The sequence below is a fragment of the Candidatus Competibacteraceae bacterium genome (assembly GCA_016699715.1).
GTDB lineage: Bacteria > Pseudomonadota > Gammaproteobacteria > Competibacterales > Competibacteraceae > Competibacter.
The window spans coordinates 2,809,080-2,830,786 of the sequence record CP065007.1; the positions used below are offsets into that span (position 1 = coordinate 2,809,080).

Sequence of the window (21,707 nt, forward strand, 5' to 3'; positions counted from 1 at the left end):
TTTCTCCAAAAAACGTTTTTATCGCTGCTGTCTTAAGGAACGTCTTTCTCGTCTCACTTAACCAGTTCGATCTCGCTCGGCCGCCAGGACTTGTCGAAGAAGGCCGGCAGCGGGCTGTAGAGACGCAGGATGGTGAACCAGCTCTTGCCCGGAACCGTCTGCAGCCAGTTACCCTCTTCGCCTTTAGGCGCTTCCGGCGCGAAATAGATGTCGTAGGAACCGTCGGCGTTCTTCTTCATCCCTTTGGTTTGGCTGCCCACGGTTGGGAATAACTGGCTGGTTTGCAGTTGCGTGCGGGTCTGGGTGTCGTAAAGCGTGACCGCCCAGAAATTGTTCACAGGTACGTTCGGCGGCAAGTGCAGCTTGTAGGTCTTCGAACCGTCGAACGGTTTGTCGTTGCTATCCAGCATACCCAATGCGTAGTCAGAACCTGCTCCCGCGCGAGTCACAGCCATCGCAGGCGTCACGCCACCGGCGTTGTAGTAGAACAGCACTCTCGCATCGAGATTCATTGCGCCGTCCGTTTCGAACGAGGTGTTCTTGTTCGCAAAGCTATTGTACAGGACAAAAATAACTTGCTAAAAATTAAGATAAAAAATAACAGCTATTTTGAGGGTAGTAGGATCGCGAGGTTGCTGTTATCATAACTAATTGATTGATAACATTAATTCTAAAACAGGCGAGGTTAATTCCGTGAATTCCCCTTTTTTAATACCCGGCACTTTGCAGAAATGCTTCATCATCATTTTCACTGGAACCGAGCGCGTATCTCTTGCATCGTCTATTTAATTATCGGAATCATCCAGATGGGAACGGTCAATCTCGCAAAGATTGCTGTCACCTTTCCTGGGCGTGCGCAACCGGCCTCTCATTACAAACGCCTTCAACGACTTTTTTGTCAATTTTCTCTAGACCTGAATCAAGTCGCCCGGTTCATTGCCAGTCTTATTCCTGTGCTTCAGTTCAAATTGATGCTCGATAGAACCAATTGGAAATAGGGTAATGTTAATATCAATGACCTTGTTTTAGGAATCGTCTATCGCGGATCTGCTTTTCCTATACTATGGGTTGCTTTATACCATTTATGATTAGATTTTGTTATCATACTTATTTAACCTACTTTTATTGATCCAGTCATGAGCCGCTCATTACAAGTCGAAATCCACGAATCCTCCGAAGAACTAAAGCGCATAATGAATGAACAAACTCACGCCAAGTTTCGAGAGCGATTACAAATTCTATATTGGATTAAAAGTGAGATTTTTCATTCTTTACAAGAGTTAGCCGATCATTTAGGGCGATCGAAATCCGTCATTGTCAAGTGGCTCAAAGTATATCGTACCCAAGGCTTAATCGGGCTGTTGCAGTGGAATTATCATGGCGGCCGTCGTTCGAGAATTACCGAAGCTATGAGAGAGGCACTCCAGCGCCGTCTGGACGATCCGACTCATGGATTTCATAGTTACGGACAAATCCAGCAGTGGCTTCTCCAGGAATACGAGGTCGATATTCCTTATTCAACAGTGCATCAAGTCGTTCGTTATCAACTCAAAGCAAAACTTAAAGTGGCGCGGCCAACGAGCGTTCATCGCCATGAAGAGGCGGTGGTTTCTTTTAAAAAAAACTTCCACGACAACTCATTGTACAGGACAAAATCATCTAACCAAATGAATTTACGTTAAAATTCTGCCGGGTGGCGTATTGGTTAGAGGTAGAAAACAGCGATTTTGAGGGCTCGATCCCAACCGTTTAAAGAGCGACTCCAGTGCCTGATGAAAAGCGTATTGCCGGGCGGATTCTTGGTGATGAAATAAACAACTTCTCAAATAATCTAAAGGGGGTGTCCATCTGAGTGCGGTAATCCCTACCTGTTGTGGTCTCGCCACGGGCGAACTGACGAGGTGACAGCAAGCGACGCCGGGCTCAGATGATGCGCTGACAGCGGGCACGGGGGGATGAGCTTCGGCGATGGGTTTGCCACCAGCGAGCGGTAGGTCATGGGACCTGTTTGCACGGCTTGTTCGAGGAGCCGCCGGAACAACAGTCCACGAAATGCAGAATGACGCCGATTGAATCGAAACGCAAACTCGTCAAGGTAGCCTTGCAGATGATCGGACTCGACGGCGCCTTGGTGGGTGCCGAGAAGCCATCGTTTGAGCAAGGCAGCCACCCTGTGGACACCGGGCATGGAGACGTGAGCAGGATCACCGCTATCGGAGACGATAGTCCGTCGATGAATCAATCCGTGAGTGGCGAGATCGTGGTAGCCACTCCAGCCATCGGTCAACACGGTGGCCCCGCGCGCCACGGCATCGCAGACGAATGGCACCAAACTTGCGCCCGACGCATCAGGAACACAAAGCATCCGTACCCGTCCGAAGCCCTTGGGAGATCGCAGCTCGATGGCGACCGCAACCAGCGACTTGCGTCCCGCACCACGGCCACGCTTGCCGCCATGTTCTTCACCGCCAACCAGGGTTTCATCAACTGCCACCTCACCGCTCAGGCGATCGCGATCTGGACGAACCATCGCCGTGCGAAAGCGGTGCAGCATCGTCCACGCCGTCTGGTAGGAGCCGAAGCCCAACAGGCGCTGAAGCGTCTTGGCCGAAACCCCATTCTTCGCCGAGGTCATGTACCAGGCAACAGCGAACCAAACCGTCAGCGGTGTACGAGTGCGGTGGAAGATCGTCCCCGTGGTCACCGACACACGACGCCTGCAGCGTTCACACCAAAACCGCCCGTCACTCATCCGCCAACTCTTGGTGGTTCCGCAGCGCGGGCAAACGAAACCGTCTGGCCAGCGCAGCCAATCAAGATAGTCGAGACAGGCGTCATCATCGGGAAACCACGCGCACAACTCGGCATAGTCACGCGGGTAATCGTGACCGCCCTGGAGAGCAGAGGCAGGAAGCTGCTTCGTCATCCCTACATTTTGTGCTTACCGCACTCAGATGGACACCCCCTTAATCTAATCCATAGCGAAAAAGACTTTGGGTGGGACGGCCATGTTTTTTGATCTTGATCGGTTTAATTTCATGGCGCCATTCACCAATAATATGCGCCCAACTAAATGCAATAGCGAGAAAAGCCATCCATTTTTCAAGTCGCTGGGGGTCAGTTATATGGGTGGATTCCAGATCGAATCCCCGAGTTTTTAAGCAAATGAAAAGCGTTTCGATCGGCCAGCGTTCCTTATAATTTTCCAACGCGGTTTCCGGTTGTTCTTGCGTTGCGAGAATAACGAATTCACCGTTGGCCATTTTCAGACCAATCACATAAAGAGAGTGCCCCCACACGGTTCGTTGGCCCGATAAAACCAGAGCGCTGCCACGGGGTAGGCCTCGAAAAAGATTTTCGGCGGAGACGGGGACCCCTCGGGAGTTAGAGATTTGCGTATTCTTTTTGATGCGTATTACGAATTTAATTTGATTTTCAATAAGATAACCAAACCATTGAATCCCAATAAACTCGCGATCCGCAAACAAGCAGGCGATCATTTGCGGGCCGAAAATCGTAAGGAATCGATTCATTAATGCTATTCTTTCTTGGGTATTTGAGTTGCCTTTTTTATCTAAAGCAACCCATAGTATAGGAAAAGCAGATCCGCGATAGACGACTCCTAAAACAAGGTAATTGATATTGACATCACCATATTTCCAATTGGTTCTATCGAGTGTCAATTTGAACTGAAGCACAGGAATGAGACTGGCAATGAACCGGGCGACTTGATTCAGGTCTAGAGAAAATTGACAAAAAAGTCGTTGAAGGCGTTTGTAATGAGAGGCCGGTTGCGCACGCCCAGGAAAGGTGACAGCAATCTTTGCGAGATTGACCGTTCCCATCTGGATGATTCCGATAATTAAATAGACAATGCAAGAGATACGCGCTCGGTTCCAGTGAAAATGATGATGAAGCATTTCTGCAAAGTGCCGGGTATTAAAAAAGGGGAATTCACGGAATTAACCTCGCCTGTTTTAGAATTAATGTTATCAATCAATTAGTTATGATAACAGCAACCTCGCGATCCTACTACCCTCAAAATAGCTGTTATTTTTTATCTTAATTTTCAGCAAGTTATTTTTGTCCTGTACAATGACGACAACTTGAATTAATTGATATTCTTCAGCAAGTTGAAAATGAAGCGGTCCGGCCTTTACGGTATTGGTGCCAAGATGAAAGTCGCTTTGGATTAAAAACGATCACCCGGCGGGTCATCACCGCATTGGGGATTAAGCCAGTTGGTCCAGTTCAATGGACCTTTCAATCATTTTGGCTCTATGGTGCCATTGAGCCACTGAGTGGCGAAAACTTCTTTTTAGAATTTTCCCATTTAGATGCTGATTGCTTTCAGTGGTTTTTGAATGAATTTTCTAAAACTTATCCGCACAGCCCTCAACGTAATTCAATTGGATAACGGTCGCTTTCATTATGCCAAAAAACTTGTAATCCCCGATAATGTCGTCTTATTATTCCAACCGCCTTACAGTCCCGATGTGAACCCCATTGAGCGTGTTTGGCAATCAATGAAAGATCAATTGTGTTGGATCAATTTAAAAACCCTAGATGAACTACGTAAAAAAGTGGATGAACTCATTCAATCGCTTCTCCCAAGCGAAGTGGTTTCTTTGACCAGTTTTGATTTTATTTTATCTGCACTAAAGTAGTAAAATCTATTAGTAATCGGTATTAGATAAAAAAGGCAACTCAAATACCCAAGAAAGAATAGCATTAATGAATCGATTCCTCACGATTTTCGGCCCGCGAATGATCGCCTGCTTGTTTGCGGATCGCGAGTTTATTGGGATTCAATGGTTTGGTTATCTTATTGAAAATCAAATTAAATTCGTAATACGCATCAAAAAGAATACGCAAAAGAAAATTATCAGGAACGCTGGCCGATCGAAACGCTTTTCATTTGCTTAAAAACCCGGGGATTCGATCTGGAATCCACCCATATAACTGACCCCCAGCGACTTGAAAAGTGGATGGCTTTTCTCGCTATTGCATTGAGTTGGACGCATATTATTGGTGAATGGCGCCATGAAATTAAACCGATCAAGATCAAAAAAAATGGCCGTCCCACCCAAAGTCTTTTTCGCTATGGATTAGATTATTTGAGAAGTTGTTTATTTCATCACCAAGAATCCGCCCGGCAATACGCTTTTCATCAGGCACTGGAGTCGCTCTTTAAACGGTTGGGATCGAGCCCTCAAAATCGCTGTTTTCTACCTCTAACCAATAATACGCCACCCAGCAGAATTTTAACGTAAATTCATTGGGTTAGATGATTTTGTCCTGTACAATGATACAGCTTCTTAGCATTCTTCCACCATGTCTGCACGATCATGAGGAACTGACAGGTGACAACATGATACACCTAGACTTTTTATTTTATCAGAAATTCCCGCTATCTTGATTTGCAATTGATTTAAAATGAATTTTTTTATGTGTAATTATAGTTACACTGAGAGAATTATCATTAAAAATCAGTTTACTTTAAAAAGAGGCCGGGAACTGCTGTTATTTTATCCGGAACTTCAGCATTGCCATGTATCTATTTTGCGCTTGCTGGAACATCAAAACGTAAGCCGAGCATGGCTACCAGAAAAGCCAATGACTCAGCATGTCTTGGCCCTTCACGGCGATAAAGCTCGATCTTAGCCAGCACATTCTGCGCGTTGTTACGCCTGGCCACCGGCGACTCATCCTTCGCATTTCGCAGCCGCTTGTCCAATTCATTTATACGCGCCTCCAAACCGAGGCGGGTATCGGCCGCAAGTTGCTCTGTCGCCAAGTATCGGTCGATCATTTTCTGAGCCGTATCAACTTCCGCTTGGGCCAGCTCTTCTTTTTTTGTGTCTCCCATCACTTTAGTGATCCAGAGATGAGCCAGCAATTCTGGAAGATGATTTTTTGCAACATCATGCATTTTTTTATAGTTATTAAGCGCATTTTTATGCAAAACCCATGCCTGTCGGATAATGTTGCGTTCGGATTCAACCTCCGCCAGCTCTCTTGTCGCCTGCTCGAGAATACGGTGCGTTTCTAGCTCAATCACATGGAGTTCCACGGTTTTACCCATCATTAAACTGATTGCCGAGATCATATGCAGTAATTATACTGCATTGCACAGAATAAAAATAACTTACTGAAAATATAAAATAACGGGTGTTTCGATGGCAGTAAGCGCCTCCCCTTTTTTAATATCCGGCGCTTCGCGGAAATGATTAATCATCATTTTCACTGGAATCGAGCTTATAGCTATTGCACCGTCTATTTAATTATCGGAATCACCTAGATGGGAACGGTCAATCTCGAAAAGATCGCCACCACCTTTCCTGGAACTTATGTCAATTCGGCGGACCAGCCCAGCGGCAAGGCCAACACGAACGGAACGGTGGCGAATGGTGGCGAATGGCGGCGCGGCCACGGTCGAAAGGGCCACCCAACTCAACGATCAGTTCCGAATGCGCCAAGGTGTGCTTCCCGGCCGGCCGGGGCTGGATGCGGAGCAGTCCGTCGATGATCTCGCCCACCATGTGGCCCGGCAGGGCCAACAGATCATCGTATAGCGTGAGTTTTTTCACGGTATTCGGCATATTCCTTCCTCGTGAACCCGTTGTGCGCGGCACGAACGGTGTTTGCACTGTCGGACCGGCAAGTCACGGGCTCGATGAAACTTCAGTTTGGCAAACCGCCTCCAATCCCGCTATTCCTCACCATCACAACCGATGCCATGAACGATCACCTTCTCATCGTGGACGACGATCCCGGCTTGCGCGAACTGCTGGCCGATTATCTGAGCCGCAATGGCTTCCGAGTGAGCGGCGCGGCCGATGGCCGGGGGCTGTGGGCGGCGCTGGAGCAGGCGCCGGTCGATCTGATCGTCCTCGACCTGATGCTGCCCGGCGACGACGGACTGGTGCTGTGCCGCAACCTGCGCGCCCGCTCGCAGATCCCGATCATCATGCTGACCGCGCGCGGCGACGACACCGACCGCATCGTTGGGCTGGAAATGGGCGCCGACGATTATCTGTCCAAACCGTTCAACCCCCGCGAGCTGCTGGCCCGAATCAAGGGGGTCCTGCGACGCAGCCGTAACACCCCCGGCGAACCGGGTGAACCCAAGCGCTTCCATTTCGCCGGCTGGAGCCTGGATGTGGCCAGCCGGCAACTGATCGCGCCCGATGAGGTGCGGGTGCCGCTGGGCGCCAGCGAATACCGGCTGCTGCAAGTGTTTCTGGAGCATCCACAGCGAGTGCTGAACCGTGATCAGTTGCTGGACCTGACCCAGGGCCGCGAGGCCGTGCCGTTCGACCGCAGTATCGACGTACAGGTCAGCCGATTGCGCCGACGGCTGCGCGACGACCCGCGCGAAGCGGTCATCATCAAGACCGTTCGCAGCGAAGGTTATCTGCTGGCGGCCCACGTCAGCCGGGAGTTCTGATGCGTCTATTGCCGCAATCCCTGTTCGGTCGGCTGCTGCTATTCCTGACTGGCGGTCTGGTGCTCGCTCAACTGTTGAGCGCCGGGATTCTGCTGCAAGACCGCGAACAGGCACTCTCCCACGCCATCGGCGGCCACATCGCCCAGCGCATCGCCGCCATCGTCGGCCTGCTGGACACGCTGGACGAGGCTGAACGCCGCCGCCTGGTGACGGCGCTGGACCTGCCACCCACCCGCCTCAGCCTCGACCTGCCCTGGTCCGAGCAAGCGACGATGGACGAGCGCTACCACACCACGCTGTTCCGCGCCCTGTTGCGCCGCCAGCTCGGCCCGGACCGGCTGTTTCAGGTCGAAATCGCCGACGACTGGCCCCCGCCCATCACCGACCGGCCGACCTGGCGTGCCCCGCACCGGCCGCCACGCGACTGGAGCAACCGGCCGCCGCCGCCATCCGGGGAGGCCGATCGCCCACCGCGCCGCTGGCGGCGCGCGATGATGTTGGGCTTGCGCAATTTCGTGGTGCAGGTGCGCTTGAACGATAAGACTGTGGTCACCTTCCAGCAAGTGCTGCCGGAAGAAGTCATCGCCTGGCCGACGCGCCTGCTGCTGATCCTGCTGGTGTTGCTGGTGTCGGTCGCGGTGCTGGCGGCGTTGGCGGTGCGCGCCCTGACCCGGCCGCTGACCGTGCTGGCCAACGCCGCCGCCGAACTGGGCCGCGACATTCGCCGCCCGCCGCTGGCCGAATCCGGGCCGCTGGAAGTCCGCCGCGCCGCCGCCGCCTTCAATACCATGCAGGATCGGCTGATCCGCTACATCGAGGATCGCGACCGCATCCTCGCCGCGATGTCCCACGACCTCAAAACCCCGATCACCCGCTTGCGGCTGCGCGCCGAACTGCTGGACGATTCGCCGCTGCGGGAGAAATTCCAGGCCGATCTGGACGACATGCAGCACATGGCGCAGGCGTCGCTGGATTTCCTGCGCGGCGGCGAGAACGGCGAACCCATCGCGTCGATGGATCTCAACGCCTTGCTGGAATCGTTGCAGGAGGATGCGGAGGATGCCGGCAACGAGGTAGGCATCACCGGCACGGCCCGCCAGCCGTTGCGTTGCCGACCGCTGGCCCTAAAGCGCTGCCTGACCAATCTGCTGGACAACGCCCTGAAATACGGTCAGCGCGCCGATATCACGGTACGGGACACGCCACAACGCTTGACGCTGACGATCCGCGATCATGGATCGGGTATCCCCGGCACGGAGCTGGAACGGGTTTTCGAACCGTTCTACCGGCTGGAAAGCTCGCGCAGTCGGGACACCGGCGGCGCCGGTCTGGGTCTGAGCATCGCCCGCAACATCGCCCGTGCCCACGGCGGCGACCTGAAGCTGCGCAATCATCCGCAAGGTGGGCTGGAAGCGATACTGGAACTCCCGCGCTGACCCATGCGCCTATACTTCTTGTACAGGCGAAGCTGTCCAAACCCAACTCTCGGGAGGAGCGCATGGACACCACGGCACATAATCTGAGCACGCTGTTCGAGCAACTGGGTCTACCCGCCGACGCGAACGCCATCAAGACCTTCATCCACTGGCACCGGCCACTCGACCCCAAGGTCCCGCTGCATCAAGCACCCTGGTGGCACCCGGTCCAGGCCGAGTTCCTGGCGCAGGCGATCGCGGAAGACTCGGACTGGGCCGAACAGGTCGACGAACTCGACGCCCTGCTCCGCCCCGCGCCGGAAGCGTCCTGAATCCGGTTTCCACCCGCCCAAAAAAAACGGTTAGGGGGCTTCGCCCCCTGGATCCCGGCAAAGGGCAAAAGCCCAAAGCGCAAAGGGTCAGAGGGCCCTGGCGAGACGAAAGCCCAGGAAGTTGTCCGCTTCACCGGGGGCGACCCAGATGCGGTTGGCCGACCGGACGTCCTCCGGGTTGACGTACCAGCCACCGCCCCGAAGCACGCGCCGGGCGCTGGAACTGGGGTCGCTGACACCACGCAATTCAGCGCCACCATAGTCCTCGTTATATTCCGAACCGGTCCATTCCCAGACATTGCGGTGCATGTCGTGCAGTCCCCAAGCGTTGGCCGGAAACTGATACCATTTACGATTAGATTTTGTTATCATACTCATTTAACCTACTTTTATTGATCCAGTCATGAGCCGCTCATTACAAGTCGAAATCCACGAATCCTCCGAAGAACTAAAGCGCATAATGAATGAACAAACTCACGCCAAGTTTCGAGAGCGATTACAAATTCTATATTGGATTAAAAGTGAGATTTTTCATTCTTTACAAGAGTTAGCCGATCATTTAGGGCGATCGAAATCCGTCATTGTCAAGTGGCTCAAAGTATATCGTACCCAAGGCTTAATCGGGCTGTTGCAGTGGAATTATCATGGCGGCCGTCGTTCGAGAATTACCGAAGCTATGAGAGAGGCACTCCAGCGCCGTCTGGACGATCCGACTCATGGATTTCATAGTTACGGACAAATCCAGCAGTGGCTTCTCCAGGAATACGAGGTCGATATTCCTTATTCAACAGTGCATCAAGTCGTTCGTTATCAACTCAAAGCAAAACTTAAAGTGGCGCGGCCAACGAGCGTTCATCGCCATGAAGAGGCGGTGGTTTCTTTTAAAAAAACTTCCACGACAACTCATTGTACAGGACAAAATCATCTAACCAAATGAATTTATACCATTTACGATTAGATTTTGTTATCATACTCATTTAACCTACTTTTATTGATCCAGTCATGAGCCGCTCATTACAAGTCGAAATCCACGAATCCTCCGAAGAACTAAAGCGCATAATGAATGAACAAACTCACGCCAAGTTTCGAGAGCGATTACAAATTCTATATTGGATTAAAAGTGAAATTTTTCATTCTTTACAAGAGTTAGCCGATCATTTAGGGCGATCGAAATCCGTCATTGTCAAGTGGCTCAAAGTATATCGTACCCCATTGTACAGGACAAAAATAACTTGCTGAAAATTAAGATAAAAAATAACAGCTATTTTGAGGGTAGTAGGATCGCGAGGTTGCTGTTATCATAACTAATTGATTGATAACATTAATTCTAAAACAGGCGAGGTTAATTCCGTGAATTCCCCTTTTTTAATACCCGGCACTTTGCAGAAATGCTTCATCATCATTTTCACTGGAACCGAGCGCGTATCTCTTGCATCGTCTATTTAATTATCGGAATCATCCAGATGGGAACGGTCAATCTCGCAAAGATTGCTGTCACCTTTCCTGGGCGTGCGCAACCGGCCTCTCATTACAAACGCCTTCAACGACTTTTTTGTCAATTTTCTCTAGATCTGAATCAAGTCGCCCGGTTCATTGCCAGTCTCATTCCTGTGCTTCAGTTCAAATTGACACTCGATAGAACCAATTGGAAATATGGTGATGTCAATATCAATTACCTTGTTTTAGGAGTCGTCTATCGCGGATCTGCTTTTCCTATACTATGGGTTGCTTTAGATAAAAAAGGCAACTCAAATACCCAAGAAAGAATAGCATTAATGAATCGATTCCTTACGATTTTCGGCCCGCAAATGATCGCCTGCTTGTTTGCGGATCGCGAGTTTATTGGGATTCAATGGTTTGGTTATCTTATTGAAAATCAAATTAAATTCGTAATACGCATCAAAAAGAATACGCAAATCTCTAACTCCCGAGGGGTCCCCGTCTCCGCCGAAAATCTTTTTCGAGGCCTACCCCGTGGCAGCGCTCTGGTTTTATCGGGCCAACGAACCGTGTGGGGGCACTCTCTTTATGTGATTGGTCTGAAAATGGCCAACGGTGAATTCGTTATTCTCGCAACGCAAGAACAACCGGAAACCGCGTTGGAAAATTATAAGGAACGCTGGCCGATCGAAACGCTTTTCATTTGCTTAAAAACTCGGGGATTCGATCTGGAATCCACCCATATAACTGACCCCCAGCGACTTGAAAAATGGATGGCTTTTCTCGCTATTGCATTTAGTTGGGCGCATATTATTGGTGAATGGCGCCATGAAATTAAACCGATCAAGATCAAAAAACATGGCCGTCCCACCCAAAGTCTTTTTCGCTATGGATTAGATTATTTGAGAAGTTGTTTATTTCATCACCAAGAATCCGCCCGGCAATACGCTTTTCATCAGGCACTGGAGTCGCTCTTTAAACGGTTGGGATCGAGCCCTCAAAATCGCTGTTTTCTACCTCTAACCAATACGCCACCCGGCAGAATTTTAACGTAAATTCATTTGGTTAGATGATTTTGTCCTGTACAATGATCGTACCCAAGGCTTAATCGGGCTGTTGCAGTGGAATTATCATGGCGGCCGTCGTTCGAGAATTACCGAAGCTATGAGAGAGGCACTCCAGCGCCGTCTGGACGATCCGACTCATGGATTTCATAGTTACGGACAAATCCAGCAGTGGCTTCTCCAGGAATACGAGGTCGATATTCCTTATTCAACAGTGCATCAAGTCGTTCGTTATCAACTCAAAGCAAAACTTAAAGTGGCGCGGCCAACGAGCGTTCATCGCCATGAAGAGGCGGTGGTTTCTTTTAAAAAAAACTTCCACGACAACTTGAATTAATTGATATTTTTCAGCAAGTTGAAAATGAAGCGGTCCGGCCTTTACGGTATTGGTGCCAAGATGAAAGTCGCTTTGGATTAAAAACGATCACCCGGCGGGTCATCACCGCATTGGGGATTAAGCCAGTTGGTCCAGTTCAATGGACCTTTCAATCATTTTGGCTCTATGGTGCCATTGAGCCACTGAGTGGCGAAAACTTCTTTTTAGAATTTTCCCATTTGGATGCTGATTGCTTTCAGTGGTTTTTGAATGAATTTTCTAAAACTTATCCGCACAGCCTCAACGTAATTCAATTGGATAACGGTCGCTTTCATTATGCCAAAAAACTTGTAATCCCCGATAATGTCGTCTTATTATTCCAACCGCCTTACAGTCCCGATGTGAACCCCATTGAGCGTGTTTGGCAATCAATGAAAGATCAATTGTGTTGGATCAATTTAAAAACCCTAGATGAACTACGTAAAAAAGTGGATGAACTCATTCAATCGCTTCTCCCAAGCGAAGTGGTTTCTTTGACCAGTTTTGATTTTATTTTATCTGCACTAAAGTAGTAAAATCTATTAGTAATCGGTATGACCAACCTCGACGGTCTTTTGCCGATACACGCCTTTTTGCCCCCCGCCATAGGTGTAATTGCCATCGTAGTTGGCTTGTTCGGTACTGATCGTGGTCCCGAAATAGAACGGGGTCGTCGTCCCCGCTCGCGCCGCGTACTCCCATTCGGCTTCGGTCGGCAGGCGATAAGTCTGGCCCGTCTGCCGCGACAGTTACTCTGTATAGGCCACTGCGTCGGACCAAGTCACGTTGATGACCGGGTGCCGCCCCCGGCCCCAACCTATGTCAGCCGGCTTGTCGCGTCCCGTTGCTTTAGCAAAACGGTCGTACTCTTCGAAGGTTACTTCATATTTGCCTATTGCAAACGGCGCGACTTCGACCTCATGCTGGCGTTCATCGTCTCCTCGCCCCGGCTCGTTTGGCGGCGAACCCATCAGGAAACGTCCACCGGGAATCACCACCATCACCGGTTCCTGACCACCATCCTTGAGGCTGTCCATTACACACATCTTGAACGGCAGGGCCGCCGCCCCCATCTAGCCCGAATGTTTCATAAAACTGTGATTGGCGCCAGAGGTTACCCCGCGTAATCAGATTCAGGGCGTGACTGGGCGGATGGACCGGTTATCCATAGGGAAATCGGTGACGGAATCGAGGTTACGCCGGTTGATGGGGTATCGAGGTACGCCTACTGGGGCAGTGGCCGCCAGACGGGCGGCACGCCACCGACCCCGACGAGCCTGAGTATCTACCGGCGTGGAGGTTGACCGCGCGGAGTCAAGCGGGGAGCGGTGGTGGCGGTCGGGTCAAGAACAGGAGGTTGGTGACCCGGCGCAGCAGGGTCTTGACCGGGCAACTCGTGGGTCAGTGCAGTTTGATCCGGTCCTTATAGGCCACCACTCGCACCGCCAACTTGAACAGCTTGAGGATGACGGTGGCCGGTTGGGCCTTCGCCAGTTCGGTATGGACCCGCACCTCGGTCCGCAGGGCCTGATGCAGGACATAAGCGGCGCAGGAGAAGAACAGGCGCAGGGGGTTGGCGAGGAAACGGTGGTCCGAGGTGCGATCGCTGGCCCAGTCGTTCTTGACCATTTTGATGAAATTTTCGTCCTGGCCGCGCGCGCTGTAGAGATCGCGGTACAGGCATTCCGGGGTGGGCAGGTTCAGCGAGGTGACGACGAAGCGCGGGTTATCGCCCAGCGTCATCACCTCGGCCTTGAGGATGACCCGAAACGCCTGCGGCCAGGTGTCGGCCCCGTAGGCGATTTCATGGTAGGTTCGGGTCGGGGTCGGCGGGAGCAACCCGACCCGGCGGGCGTGCTCAAGGCGGCGGCGGTGAGCGGCCAGGAACGGCTCGGCCAAGGGCGACAGGGTCCGGTTGCCGGCTAGCCCAAAGATGAAGTCGAGTTGCGGATCCGCCACCACCAGTTGCATCAGTTCGGGATTGGCGAAGTGGGCATCGCCCCGCAGTACGATGCGGGTCTGGGGCCAGGCCGCGCGCAGCCGCTTGATGACCCGCCTCACCATCATGGCGTTTTCGGCGCCGGTTGGGCGCTTACCGGGGCGCAGCGCGGCCGTGATGAATTGGCCCGAGAGCCCCTCGAAGAGAAACAGCGGCAGATAACAGTGATGACGGTAATAGGGGTTGTAGAAGCTGAATTCCTGCTGCCCGTGCGTCGGATCCTCGGAATGATCCAGATCCAACACGATCACCGCCGGGGGCGTGGGGTCGCTGGCGATGAACGGCTCGACGAAGGCCCGTGCCAGGCGATAGAGATCCCGGGTCGAGACGGCGTTCTCCAGCCGGGAGAAGGTGGGGCCGCTGGCCAAATCCAGGGCGTGCGCCGAGGGATGGCGGTCCACGCCGAGCTTAAACAGCGGGTCGGTCCGTAGCGTATTGGCGTCATTGCCGTCGGCGTAGCCACAGGCGATCTGAAAAATCCGTGGGGCCAACAGGTCGCGCAAGGGGTGCGTGATGTACGACGGATGGCGTTGGTCATCGACCGCTGAGGTGAGACGGTCAATCAGCCCGATCTGCGGATCGATGCCGCGCAGAATCAGCGGGCCAATGTCCGACGACATCGCCCCGCCGTCGAACTCGGCGCGCACGGTCAGGCCGGCGACCGGGGGAAAACGCAATGGCTCCGGGGTAGAATGGGACATGGGCGACCTCGTTTGGCTTCTCCGAAGCGTTATTGGCATAACACTCATTATATCAATAAGTTGAACGAGGTTCGCCCTTCTTTATGAATAATTCGGGTTAGAATGCGACACTTTTTTATTCCCCTGTGGCGCAAGGTGACTTATGAGCAACGCCAAGCAGGTAGCGTTCAGCCTGCGCACGGAAGACCACGACCGCCTTAAACGACTGAGCGCGGCCCTAAACTTGTCCTACTCCGCAACGGTAGCCAAGGCACTGCGACGCATGGAGGAATCCGACCAGTCCGGCGCTAGTGAAGCCACTAGCCGCCCGCTAGTGGTTTATGCCCGGCTACCCGAAACTGACCGCGCCGCCTGGAAAACCCGCATCCGCGAACTGCGGCAACGTGGCGGGTCTTTCGCGGGCATCGGCAAACGGTTGTTTCAAGAAGATGGCTTGGCCGGCGGCGATGGCTTGCCGCTGTCAGCAGGCACGATCCGTTCGGTTTGTGCCTTGTGAATCGGAATTCTCCCGCGTGAAAGATCGAGACTTGCACGACGACTGCACGACAGCGAGGTTAGAGAGAATCGGACGGGCATCATAACTGCCTGAAAACATGGTGCCCCGAACAGGATTCGAACCTGTGGCCTCACCCTTAGGAGGGGTGCGCTCTATCCATCTGAGCTATCGGGGCCAAGTCGGAAGGGGGTTCAGAAGCAAGCGACCCGTAGCCGGGTTTATTGGCGTGATGGTTCAAGAATAGCTGATGGAGGCTCGTCCGAACAAGAGGACAGGTCCCGAGGGCCGTGAATCCAGCGAAACGTCAGATTGATTCGCGGTCCCATCGGTTGGCGGATCTTGGGCACATGATGCCGCCAGCAGTGCTGGGTCGTTCCGCCCAGCACCAGCACGTCGCCGTCCTCCAGCAACCACTCCAGCCGCAGCCGTCGTTTCTTATGCTGTAACAGAAAGCGGCGGGCGGCGCCCAAGCTGATCGAGGCGATCAACGGATTGCGGCCGAGTTCCGGTTCGTCGTCGCTGTGCCAACCCATGCTGTCCTGGCCATCGCGATACAGATTGAGCAGCACACTGTTGAAGCGAGCCGCCGCCAGCGCTTCCACCCGTTCCCGCACGTCCAGCAGTATCGGAGTCCATGGGGCCGGTTCCAGCCGCAGGCCGGAATAGCGGTACACGGCGTCGGAATCACCGTGCCAAGCACTCAAGCGGGGCGAACTGATCGAGCGGCCGTACAAGACGATCACCTGTTGCCGCCAGTCCGTTTCTTGATGCAGGGTCGCGAACAGGCGGGTACTTTCCCCCGGCGCGAACGCCCGCCGGAACAATACGCCTTCCCCGTCCGGGAAAGCCAATGGCTCGACGCTCAACCCGGTCGCGGCCGCCGGCGGCGGCCAGGATTCGTTCATGCCAAACTCGCCGGCACCGGCCAGTCCAATCGATATTCGCGTCGACCGCCGTCGAGCCAGGTCGCTTCCAGCATTCGTGCTTGCCCGCGGTTACCCGCCAGCAGCAAGGTCGAGGAGCGGGTGCCGTAACCTGGCGCGTCGATGAAGATCGGCGACAGCCAGCGCTCCCATTCCAGCGGGACGCCGGTGGGCGGCAGTTCGGGGTCGGGCGCCGGCGTCCGGTCCATGAGCAGGCTAAGCAGATTATCCGGCGCCGGATCGGAGTCAGCGTCCAGCGCGTCGCGTAGCAGCGACACCCCCCGTTTTAGCTTGGGCCAGGGCGTGTTCAGCAGATGGTTGCTGAGGCCGTACCATCCCGGCGGCAGGCGTTGGGGCGCGCCGGCACGATTGGAGTAGTAATACAAACCCGCCGTATCGCCCAACAGCAGGTTGAAGCCATTGTAACGGCTGGCTTGCGGCAGCAAGCGTTCGAGATAAGCGTTCGCCGGTATCGAATCTTGCAGGTAGGCGCTGACCAGATGGCCTCGCGACGGCGCGTTCGTCAGCACGCGGCCAGGTTCGCGGTAGTTGGTGATGGCGGCAAAACGACCGGTTCGGGTGACGCCCATCCAGGTGCCGCCTTCCTTGAGATCGCGCCCGGCCAGCACTTGGGGCGCATCTTCCCAGAAAGCCAGGGGCGCGGTGGGACGGTCATGAAATTCGTCGCGGTTGGCCGCGACCAGCAGTTCGTGGCCAGGATGACAGTGGTAAGCAACGAGAATCAGGCACATGGCGGTTTTAGGCGAACGCGCTGGGCCGGCGTTCAGTCTCCCGCATCATAGATCTTGAGAACACCGATCACCATCGCCATCCGGATCAACTGCGATAGCGTGTCGGCGCGCGTCTTCTGCATCACCTTGGCTCGATGCACTTCCACGGTCTTGCGACTCAGATTCAAGAGTTCAGCAATCTCCCGGTTGGATAAGCCTTCCACAACCCGCCGCAGCACGTCTTGTTCGCGCGGGGTCAGCGTGTCGAACCGGCGTATCAGATCCTGCCGCCGCGCCCGAGCACGGCGGCGTACCACATCCTCGGCCAGCGCGTTGTGCACGCAATCCAGCAACAACTGGTCGTTGAACGGTTTTTCGATGAAATCCAGCGCACCCTGCTTCATGGCGGCCACTGCCGTCGCCACATCGCCGTCGCTGGTGATGATGATAACCGGCACATCGATACCCCGCTCGTGCAACTGCTGTTGAGCCCCTGAATCGCCGCGTCCGGAAACCCGGATATCCAGCAGCAAGCACGCAGGCCGATCAGGCTGGTAGACCATCAGAAAGGCGTCGATATCGGTGAAAGCGCGCGCCTGCAAGCCCACCGATTCCAGCAGGCATTGCAGCGAGTCCCGTAAGGCGGGATCGTCGTCCACAATATAGATCATCGAGGTTGTCGGCGGATTCATCAGCAAGCGATTGGGGTCACGCCCGTTTATCGCCACCGGATCCGGCAAGCTGTTAGCCAGTTCGAACGGGGGCGGCCATTAGGAGGATGCTTTAAGTCACATACAGGATGTGTTGAGTATCATAAGCTGCGCTTTTTCGTCATTCAGATAATAATAATATCCAATAACTGTTTGAAAAATAATAATACAAATTTTTACCAACGGGATGGATAAAATTGCTTGGCAGCTATTCCGAGTATAAAAAGCCGACGCACGTTCGTCGAGGCGGCGCGTTACAATTATTGACATTCACAATAACCCCGACTTGAGGAGACCCCCGCCATGAGCGCGTCCCATCATTCCGAAGACATTCTCGTGCTGCGTCAGGACGAAGCCGGTGTCGCCACGCTGACACTCAATCGCCCCAAACAGTACAACGCGCTATCGCAAGCCATGCTGGGCGCGCTGCAAGCGGCGCTGGACGCCGTCGCGGCCGATGAAAGCATTCAGGTCGCGGTGATCGCCGGAAGCGGCGCGGCGTTCTGCGCCGGCCACGATCTCAAGGAAATGCGCGCCAACACCGACCGGGCGTTCCACCAGGCACTGTTCGCGCAATGCGGACAGGTGATGCTGACCATCAACCGCTTGCCACAGCCGGTAATTGCGCGGGTACACGGCATCGCCACCGCCGCCGGCTGCCAACTGGTCGCGGCCTGCGATCTGGCGGTCGCCTCCGATAATGCCCGATTTGCGGTCTCCGGCATCAACGTCGGCCTGTTCTGCTCGACCCCCGGCGTGGCGCTGAGCCGCAACCTGGGTCGCAAGCAGGCGCTGGAAATGCTGTTGACCGGCGAGTTCATCGATGCGCCGACCGCCCAGCGTCAGGGTTTGATCAACCGGGTGGCGCCGCTGGATCAACTGGACGCGGAGATCGGGCGGCTGGCCGACGCCATTTGCGGCAAGTCGCCGCTGGCGATTCGCATGGGCAAGGCATTGTTCTATCGGCAATTGGGATTGCCCCTGGAAGAAGCCTACGCCTGCGCCAGCGAGGCCATGGCCTGCAACATGAACAGCGAGGACGCCCGCGAAGGTATCGACGCTTTCATCGCCAAGCGCAAACCGGCATGGAAAGGCTGTTAAGACCCCGTTAATACTTAAAAGGGGGTGTCCATCTGAGTGCGGTAAGCACAAAATGTAGGGATGACGAAGCAGCTTCCTGCCTCTGCTCTCCAGGGCGGTCACGATTACCCGCGTGACTATGCCGAGTTGTGCGCGTGGTTTCCCGATGATGACGCCTGTCTCGACTATCTTGATTGGCTGCGCTGGCCAGACGGTTTCGTTTGCTCGCGCTGCGGAACCACCAAGAGTTGGCGGATGAGTGACGGGCGGTTTTGGTGTGAACGCTGCAGGCGTCGTGTGTCGGTGACCACGGGGACGATCTTCCACCGCACTCGTACACCGCTGACGGTTTGGTTCGCTGTTGCCTGGTACATGACCTCGGCGAAGAATGGGGTTTCGGCCAAGACGCTTCAGCGCCTGTTGGGCTTCGGCTCCTACCAGACGGCGTGGACGATGCTGCACCGCTTTCGCACGGCGATGGTTCGTCCAGATCGCGATCGCCTGAGCGGTGAGGTGGCAGTTGATGAAACCCTGGTTGGCGGTGAAGAACATGGCGGCAAGCGTGGCCGTGGTGCGGGACGCAAGTCGCTGGTTGCGGTCGCCATCGAGCTGCGATCTCCCAAGGGCTTCGGACGGGTACGGATGCTTTGTGTTCCTGATGCGTCGGGCGCAAGTTTGGTGCCATTCGTCTGCGATGCCGTGGCGCGCGGGGCCACCGTGTTGACCGATGGCTGGAGTGGCTACCACGATCTCGCCACTCACGGATTGATTCATCGACGGACTATCGTCTCCGATAGCGGTGATCCTGCTCACGTCTCCATGCCCGGTGTCCACAGGGTGGCTGCCTTGCTCAAACGATGGCTTCTCGGCACCCACCAAGGCGCCGTCGAGTCCGATCATCTGCAAGGCTACCTTGACGAGTTTGCGTTTCGATTCAATCGGCGTCATTCTGCATTTCGTGGACTGTTGTTCCGGCGGCTCCTCGAACAAGCCGTGCAAACAGGTCCCATGACCTACCGCTCGCTGGTGGCAAACCCATCGCCGAAGCTCATCCCCCCGTGCCCGCTGTCAGCGCATCATCTGAGCCCGGCGTCGCTTGCTGTCACCTCGTCAGTTCGCCCGTGGCGAGACCACAACAGGTAGGGATTACCGCACTCAGATGGACACCCCCTTTACTTAAATACCGCCTGTTGTTCCATGCCTCCCGCGCATTCCACGAATAAAACCATAACGATAACCAAACCACCCCGGAGGAACCCATCATGAGTCCCAGCGCCCACAACAATATTTATGAAATGAGCCTGGATCAGAATCCGGCCAACCATGTGCCGCTGACCCCATTGACCTTTATCGAACGGGCCGCTTCGGTCTATCCCCACTACACCGCCGTGGTGCATGGTCCCGTCCGGCGCGACTGGGCGGAAACCTACGCCCGGTGCCGGCGGCTGGCCTCGGCGCTGCAACAACGCGGCATCGGCCTTGGCGATACCGTCGCGGCGATGCTGCCCAACATCCCGGAAATGTTCGAGGCGCATTTTGGCGTCCCGATGTCCGGCGCGACGCTGAACACCCTGAATATCCGGCTGGACGCCGAAACGATCGCTTTTATGCTCGAACATGGCGAGGCGAAAATCCTGTTCACCGACCGCGAGTTTTCCGAGACCATCGGCAGGGCGCTGCGGCTGGTGCCAGCGGCCAAGCGGCCGCTGGTCATCGATGTGGATGACCCGCAATTTGTCGGTGGTGAGAAGCGGGGAACGCTGGACTATGAGGGGTTGCTGGCCGAGGGCGATCCGGAGTTTATCTGGCCACTGCCGGCCAATGAGTGGCAGGCCATCACCCTGAACTACACCTCCGGCACCACCGGTAATCCCAAGGGGGTGGTTTATCACCATCGCGGCGCGTATTTGAACGCGGTGAGCAACGCCCTGGTGTGGGACATGGGTCTGCATCCGGTCTATTTGTGGACTCTGCCGATGTTTCACTGCAACGGCTGGTGTTTCCCGTGGACCCTCGCCGCCACGGTCGGCACCAACGTCTGCCTGCGTCAGGTGCGCGCCGACCTGGTGTTCGATCTGATCAAGCGGGAAAAGGTCAATCATTTCTGCGGTGCGCCGATCGTGCTGAACCTGCTCAAGAACGCCCCGGACGAGATGAAGACGGGCATCGATCACCCGGTCAAGGTGATGACCGCCGGCGCCGCGCCGCCCGCCGCCGTGATCGAAGGCATGCAACGGATGAACTTCGATGTCACCCATACCTACGGCCTGACCGAGACCTACGGGCCGTCGGTGGTGTGTGCCTGGCATGGCGAGTGGGACGAGTTGAGCCTGCCCGAGCGGGCGGCGCTGAAATCCCGTCAGGGAGTGCGCTACCCGATGTTGGAAGGATTGATGGTGGCCGACCCTCAGACGCTGGAACCGGTGCCGCGGGATGGCGAAACCATCGGCGAAATCTTCATGCGCGGCAATGTGGTGATGAAGGGTTATCTGAAGAACCCCGCCGCCAGCGAGGAAGCGTTCCAGGGCGGCTGGTTCCACAGCGGCGATCTGGCGGTCTGGCACGAGGACGGCTATATCGATATCAAGGACCGCTCCAAGGACATCATCATCTCCGGCGGCGAGAACATCTCCACCATCGAAGTCGAGGATGTGCTGTACCGACATCCAGCGGTGATGGAAGTGGCGGTGGTGGCGCGGCCCGACGAGAAGTGGGGCGAAACGCCCTGTGCGTTCGTGACCGTCAAGCCGGGCATGGAGCATGTAACCGAAGAGGAGATCATCGAGTTTTGCCGCAACCAGTTGGCGCGCTTCAAGGTGCCCAGGGCCGTGGTGTTCGGGCCGCTGCCCAAGACCTCCACCGGCAAGATGCAAAAGTTCATCCTGCGCGAACGGGTCAAGCATCTCTAATGGGATTCACGCATTGGCGGGCGGTTAAAAGCGTGGATTCAGGTGCGCCAGGTTAGGAGTGAACGCTTGGATGAATGCGGCAACGATCCCATTAAACAACTC

The 21,707-nt window shown here is 54.8% G+C and carries 25 protein-coding genes, 1 tRNA gene and 2 pseudogenes; 16 read left to right on the top strand and 12 right to left on the bottom strand.

The features are described from left to right. Nucleotides 1–53 precede the first annotated feature (53 nt). Entirely contained in the window at nucleotides 54–512 is a 459-nt protein-coding gene (locus IPM89_12650) for a DUF1254 domain-containing protein (GenBank protein QQS53699.1), read from the bottom strand. A 219-nt stretch (nucleotides 513–731) separates the two neighbouring features. On the opposite strand from IPM89_12650, the gene IPM89_12655 reads away from it, so the two are divergent. Next, nucleotides 732–998, top strand: a complete 267-nt coding sequence (locus tag IPM89_12655) for a hypothetical protein (protein ID QQS53700.1) — start codon at nucleotides 732–734, stop codon at nucleotides 996–998. Between the two features lie 138 nt (nucleotides 999–1,136). Further along, entirely contained in the window at nucleotides 1,137–1,682 is a 546-nt protein-coding gene (locus IPM89_12660; protein ID QQS53701.1) for a helix-turn-helix domain-containing protein, read from the top strand. Between the two features lie 182 nt (nucleotides 1,683–1,864). Here IPM89_12660 and IPM89_12665 read toward each other — a convergent pair whose 3' ends face one another. Then, nucleotides 1,865–2,926, bottom strand: coding sequence for an IS1595 family transposase (locus IPM89_12665; GenBank protein ID QQS53702.1), 1,062 nt, complete (start codon nucleotides 2,924–2,926; stop codon nucleotides 1,865–1,867). A gap of 40 nt (nucleotides 2,927–2,966) precedes the next feature. Next, the gene (locus IPM89_12670) at nucleotides 2,967–3,920 is read right to left on the bottom strand and encodes an IS4 family transposase (GenBank protein QQS53703.1); all 954 of its coding nucleotides are present in this window, start codon (nucleotides 3,918–3,920) and stop codon (nucleotides 2,967–2,969) included. A 444-nt stretch (nucleotides 3,921–4,364) separates the two neighbouring features. Here IPM89_12670 and IPM89_12675 point away from each other — a divergent pair, with 444 nt between their 5' ends. From IPM89_12675 to IPM89_12685, 3 genes are all read left to right on the top strand, one after another. Then, entirely contained in the window at nucleotides 4,365–4,667 is a 303-nt protein-coding gene (locus IPM89_12675) for a transposase (protein ID QQS53704.1), read from the top strand. Nucleotides 4,668–4,734: 67 nt separating this feature from the next. Beyond that, nucleotides 4,735–4,926, top strand: a complete 192-nt coding sequence (locus IPM89_12680) for a transposase (protein QQS53705.1) — start codon at nucleotides 4,735–4,737, stop codon at nucleotides 4,924–4,926. Nucleotides 4,927–4,988: 62 nt separating this feature from the next. Next, on the top strand, nucleotides 4,989–5,273 hold the full coding sequence (locus tag IPM89_12685; GenBank protein QQS53706.1) for a hypothetical protein: 285 nt from the start codon (nucleotides 4,989–4,991) through the stop codon (nucleotides 5,271–5,273). Between the two features lie 284 nt (nucleotides 5,274–5,557). Here the strand turns inward: IPM89_12685 and IPM89_12690 are convergent, their stop codons facing one another. After that, a complete protein-coding gene (locus IPM89_12690) occupies nucleotides 5,558–6,109 on the bottom strand; it encodes a hypothetical protein (protein QQS53707.1) in 552 nt (183 codons plus the stop codon). 244 nt (nucleotides 6,110–6,353) lie between these two features. After that, a complete protein-coding gene (locus IPM89_12695; protein QQS53708.1) occupies nucleotides 6,354–6,602 on the bottom strand; it encodes a hypothetical protein in 249 nt (82 codons plus the stop codon). A 137-nt stretch (nucleotides 6,603–6,739) separates the two neighbouring features. On the opposite strand from IPM89_12695, the gene IPM89_12700 reads away from it, so the two are divergent. The 3 genes from IPM89_12700 to IPM89_12710 all read left to right on the top strand — a co-directional run bounded on the left by IPM89_12700 (nucleotide 6,740) and on the right by IPM89_12710 (nucleotide 9,197). Further along, the gene (locus IPM89_12700; protein QQS53709.1) at nucleotides 6,740–7,450 is read left to right on the top strand and encodes a response regulator; all 711 of its coding nucleotides are present in this window, start codon (nucleotides 6,740–6,742) and stop codon (nucleotides 7,448–7,450) included. Next, nucleotides 7,447–8,886 carry a HAMP domain-containing protein gene (locus tag IPM89_12705; protein ID QQS55916.1) on the top strand — a complete coding sequence of 480 codons (1,440 nt, stop codon included), beginning with the start codon at nucleotides 7,447–7,449 and terminating at the stop codon, nucleotides 8,884–8,886. Before IPM89_12700 ends, IPM89_12705 begins: the two co-directional genes overlap by 4 nt. A gap of 62 nt (nucleotides 8,887–8,948) precedes the next feature. Further along, entirely contained in the window at nucleotides 8,949–9,197 is a 249-nt protein-coding gene (locus IPM89_12710) for a DUF2789 domain-containing protein (GenBank protein ID QQS53710.1), read from the top strand. Nucleotides 9,198–9,284: 87 nt separating this feature from the next. Here IPM89_12710 and IPM89_12715 read toward each other — a convergent pair whose 3' ends face one another. Beyond that, nucleotides 9,285–9,575 (bottom strand): SUMF1/EgtB/PvdO family nonheme iron enzyme, encoded by a 291-nt coding sequence (locus tag IPM89_12715; GenBank protein ID QQS53711.1) that lies wholly within the window; start codon nucleotides 9,573–9,575, stop codon nucleotides 9,285–9,287. A gap of 25 nt (nucleotides 9,576–9,600) precedes the next feature. Here IPM89_12715 and IPM89_12720 point away from each other — a divergent pair, with 25 nt between their 5' ends. The 4 genes from IPM89_12720 to IPM89_12735 all read left to right on the top strand — a co-directional run bounded on the left by IPM89_12720 (nucleotide 9,601) and on the right by IPM89_12735 (nucleotide 12,589). After that, complete coding sequence (locus IPM89_12720) at nucleotides 9,601–10,134, top strand: helix-turn-helix domain-containing protein (GenBank protein QQS53712.1); 534 nt, start codon at nucleotides 9,601–9,603, stop codon at nucleotides 10,132–10,134. A gap of 451 nt (nucleotides 10,135–10,585) precedes the next feature. Next, the gene (locus IPM89_12725; protein ID QQS53713.1) at nucleotides 10,586–11,692 is read left to right on the top strand and encodes an IS4 family transposase; all 1,107 of its coding nucleotides are present in this window, start codon (nucleotides 10,586–10,588) and stop codon (nucleotides 11,690–11,692) included. A gap of 61 nt (nucleotides 11,693–11,753) precedes the next feature. After that, nucleotides 11,754–12,038 (top strand): helix-turn-helix domain-containing protein, encoded by a 285-nt coding sequence (locus IPM89_12730; protein QQS53714.1) that lies wholly within the window; start codon nucleotides 11,754–11,756, stop codon nucleotides 12,036–12,038. Next, nucleotides 12,038–12,589, top strand: coding sequence for an IS630 family transposase (locus IPM89_12735; protein ID QQS55917.1), 552 nt, complete (start codon nucleotides 12,038–12,040; stop codon nucleotides 12,587–12,589). Before IPM89_12730 ends, IPM89_12735 begins: the two co-directional genes overlap by 1 nt. A 9-nt stretch (nucleotides 12,590–12,598) precedes the next feature. Here IPM89_12735 and IPM89_12740 read toward each other — a convergent pair. Together IPM89_12740 and IPM89_12745 are read right to left on the bottom strand one after the other, a co-directional pair. Further along, a pseudogene (locus IPM89_12740) lies at nucleotides 12,599–13,129 on the bottom strand (formylglycine-generating enzyme family protein). A gap of 241 nt (nucleotides 13,130–13,370) precedes the next feature. Continuing rightward, nucleotides 13,371–14,756: pseudogene (locus tag IPM89_12745) on the bottom strand (IS1380 family transposase). Between the two features lie 142 nt (nucleotides 14,757–14,898). On the opposite strand from IPM89_12745, the gene IPM89_12750 reads away from it, so the two are divergent. Beyond that, nucleotides 14,899–15,252, top strand: a complete 354-nt coding sequence (locus tag IPM89_12750) for a hypothetical protein (protein QQS53715.1) — start codon at nucleotides 14,899–14,901, stop codon at nucleotides 15,250–15,252. A gap of 98 nt (nucleotides 15,253–15,350) precedes the next feature. Here IPM89_12750 and IPM89_12755 read toward each other — a convergent pair. The 4 genes from IPM89_12755 to IPM89_12770 form a co-directional block, all read right to left on the bottom strand. Next, nucleotides 15,351–15,427 (bottom strand) — tRNA-Arg (locus IPM89_12755). A gap of 43 nt (nucleotides 15,428–15,470) precedes the next feature. Continuing rightward, nucleotides 15,471–16,157, bottom strand: a complete 687-nt coding sequence (locus tag IPM89_12760) for an alpha-ketoglutarate-dependent dioxygenase AlkB (protein QQS53716.1) — start codon at nucleotides 16,155–16,157, stop codon at nucleotides 15,471–15,473. Continuing rightward, the gene (locus tag IPM89_12765; GenBank protein ID QQS53717.1) at nucleotides 16,154–16,927 is read right to left on the bottom strand and encodes an NRDE family protein; all 774 of its coding nucleotides are present in this window, start codon (nucleotides 16,925–16,927) and stop codon (nucleotides 16,154–16,156) included. Before IPM89_12765 ends, IPM89_12760 begins: the two co-directional genes overlap by 4 nt. A gap of 32 nt (nucleotides 16,928–16,959) precedes the next feature. Further along, nucleotides 16,960–17,598 carry a response regulator transcription factor gene (locus IPM89_12770; protein ID QQS53718.1) on the bottom strand — a complete coding sequence of 213 codons (639 nt, stop codon included), beginning with the start codon at nucleotides 17,596–17,598 and terminating at the stop codon, nucleotides 16,960–16,962. A 321-nt stretch (nucleotides 17,599–17,919) separates the two neighbouring features. Between IPM89_12770 and IPM89_12775 the strand changes: the two genes are divergently transcribed. From IPM89_12775 to IPM89_12785, 3 genes are all read left to right on the top strand, one after another. Next, nucleotides 17,920–18,717 (top strand): enoyl-CoA hydratase, encoded by a 798-nt coding sequence (locus tag IPM89_12775; GenBank protein QQS53719.1) that lies wholly within the window; start codon nucleotides 17,920–17,922, stop codon nucleotides 18,715–18,717. A 60-nt stretch (nucleotides 18,718–18,777) separates the two neighbouring features. After that, nucleotides 18,778–19,839, top strand: coding sequence for an IS1595 family transposase (locus IPM89_12780; GenBank protein QQS53720.1), 1,062 nt, complete (start codon nucleotides 18,778–18,780; stop codon nucleotides 19,837–19,839). A gap of 119 nt (nucleotides 19,840–19,958) precedes the next feature. Further along, a complete protein-coding gene (locus tag IPM89_12785) occupies nucleotides 19,959–21,605 on the top strand; it encodes an acyl-CoA synthetase (GenBank protein QQS53721.1) in 1,647 nt (548 codons plus the stop codon). The last annotated feature ends 102 nt before the right edge of the window (nucleotides 21,606–21,707 follow it).

Bases quoted from the DNA above. Each gene is read 5' to 3' on its own strand.
- IPM89_12650 (QQS53699.1), bottom strand. From the start codon at position 512: ATGAATCTCGATGCGAGAGTGCTGTTCTACTACAACGCCGGTGGCGTG.
- IPM89_12655 (QQS53700.1), top strand. From the start codon at position 732: ATGCTTCATCATCATTTTCACTGGAACCGAGCGCGTATCTCTTGCATC.
- IPM89_12660 (QQS53701.1), top strand. From the start codon at position 1,137: ATGAGCCGCTCATTACAAGTCGAAATCCACGAATCCTCCGAAGAACTA.
- IPM89_12665 (QQS53702.1), bottom strand. From the start codon at position 2,926: ATGACGAAGCAGCTTCCTGCCTCTGCTCTCCAGGGCGGTCACGATTAC.
- IPM89_12670 (QQS53703.1), bottom strand. From the start codon at position 3,920: ATGCTTCATCATCATTTTCACTGGAACCGAGCGCGTATCTCTTGCATT.
- IPM89_12675 (QQS53704.1), top strand. From the start codon at position 4,365: ATGAATTTTCTAAAACTTATCCGCACAGCCCTCAACGTAATTCAATTG.
- IPM89_12680 (QQS53705.1), top strand. From the start codon at position 4,735: ATGAATCGATTCCTCACGATTTTCGGCCCGCGAATGATCGCCTGCTTG.
- IPM89_12685 (QQS53706.1), top strand. From the start codon at position 4,989: ATGGCTTTTCTCGCTATTGCATTGAGTTGGACGCATATTATTGGTGAA.
- IPM89_12690 (QQS53707.1), bottom strand. From the start codon at position 6,109: ATGATCTCGGCAATCAGTTTAATGATGGGTAAAACCGTGGAACTCCAT.
- IPM89_12695 (QQS53708.1), bottom strand. From the start codon at position 6,602: ATGCCGAATACCGTGAAAAAACTCACGCTATACGATGATCTGTTGGCC.
- IPM89_12700 (QQS53709.1), top strand. From the start codon at position 6,740: ATGAACGATCACCTTCTCATCGTGGACGACGATCCCGGCTTGCGCGAA.
- IPM89_12710 (QQS53710.1), top strand. From the start codon at position 8,949: ATGGACACCACGGCACATAATCTGAGCACGCTGTTCGAGCAACTGGGT.
- IPM89_12715 (QQS53711.1), bottom strand. From the start codon at position 9,575: ATGAGTATGATAACAAAATCTAATCGTAAATGGTATCAGTTTCCGGCC.
- IPM89_12720 (QQS53712.1), top strand. From the start codon at position 9,601: ATGAGCCGCTCATTACAAGTCGAAATCCACGAATCCTCCGAAGAACTA.
- IPM89_12725 (QQS53713.1), top strand. From the start codon at position 10,586: ATGCTTCATCATCATTTTCACTGGAACCGAGCGCGTATCTCTTGCATC.
- IPM89_12750 (QQS53715.1), top strand. From the start codon at position 14,899: ATGAGCAACGCCAAGCAGGTAGCGTTCAGCCTGCGCACGGAAGACCAC.
- IPM89_12760 (QQS53716.1), bottom strand. From the start codon at position 16,157: ATGAACGAATCCTGGCCGCCGCCGGCGGCCGCGACCGGGTTGAGCGTC.
- IPM89_12765 (QQS53717.1), bottom strand. From the start codon at position 16,927: ATGTGCCTGATTCTCGTTGCTTACCACTGTCATCCTGGCCACGAACTG.
- IPM89_12770 (QQS53718.1), bottom strand. From the start codon at position 17,598: ATGAATCCGCCGACAACCTCGATGATCTATATTGTGGACGACGATCCC.
- IPM89_12775 (QQS53719.1), top strand. From the start codon at position 17,920: ATGAGCGCGTCCCATCATTCCGAAGACATTCTCGTGCTGCGTCAGGAC.
- IPM89_12780 (QQS53720.1), top strand. From the start codon at position 18,778: ATGACGAAGCAGCTTCCTGCCTCTGCTCTCCAGGGCGGTCACGATTAC.
- IPM89_12785 (QQS53721.1), top strand. From the start codon at position 19,959: ATGAGTCCCAGCGCCCACAACAATATTTATGAAATGAGCCTGGATCAG.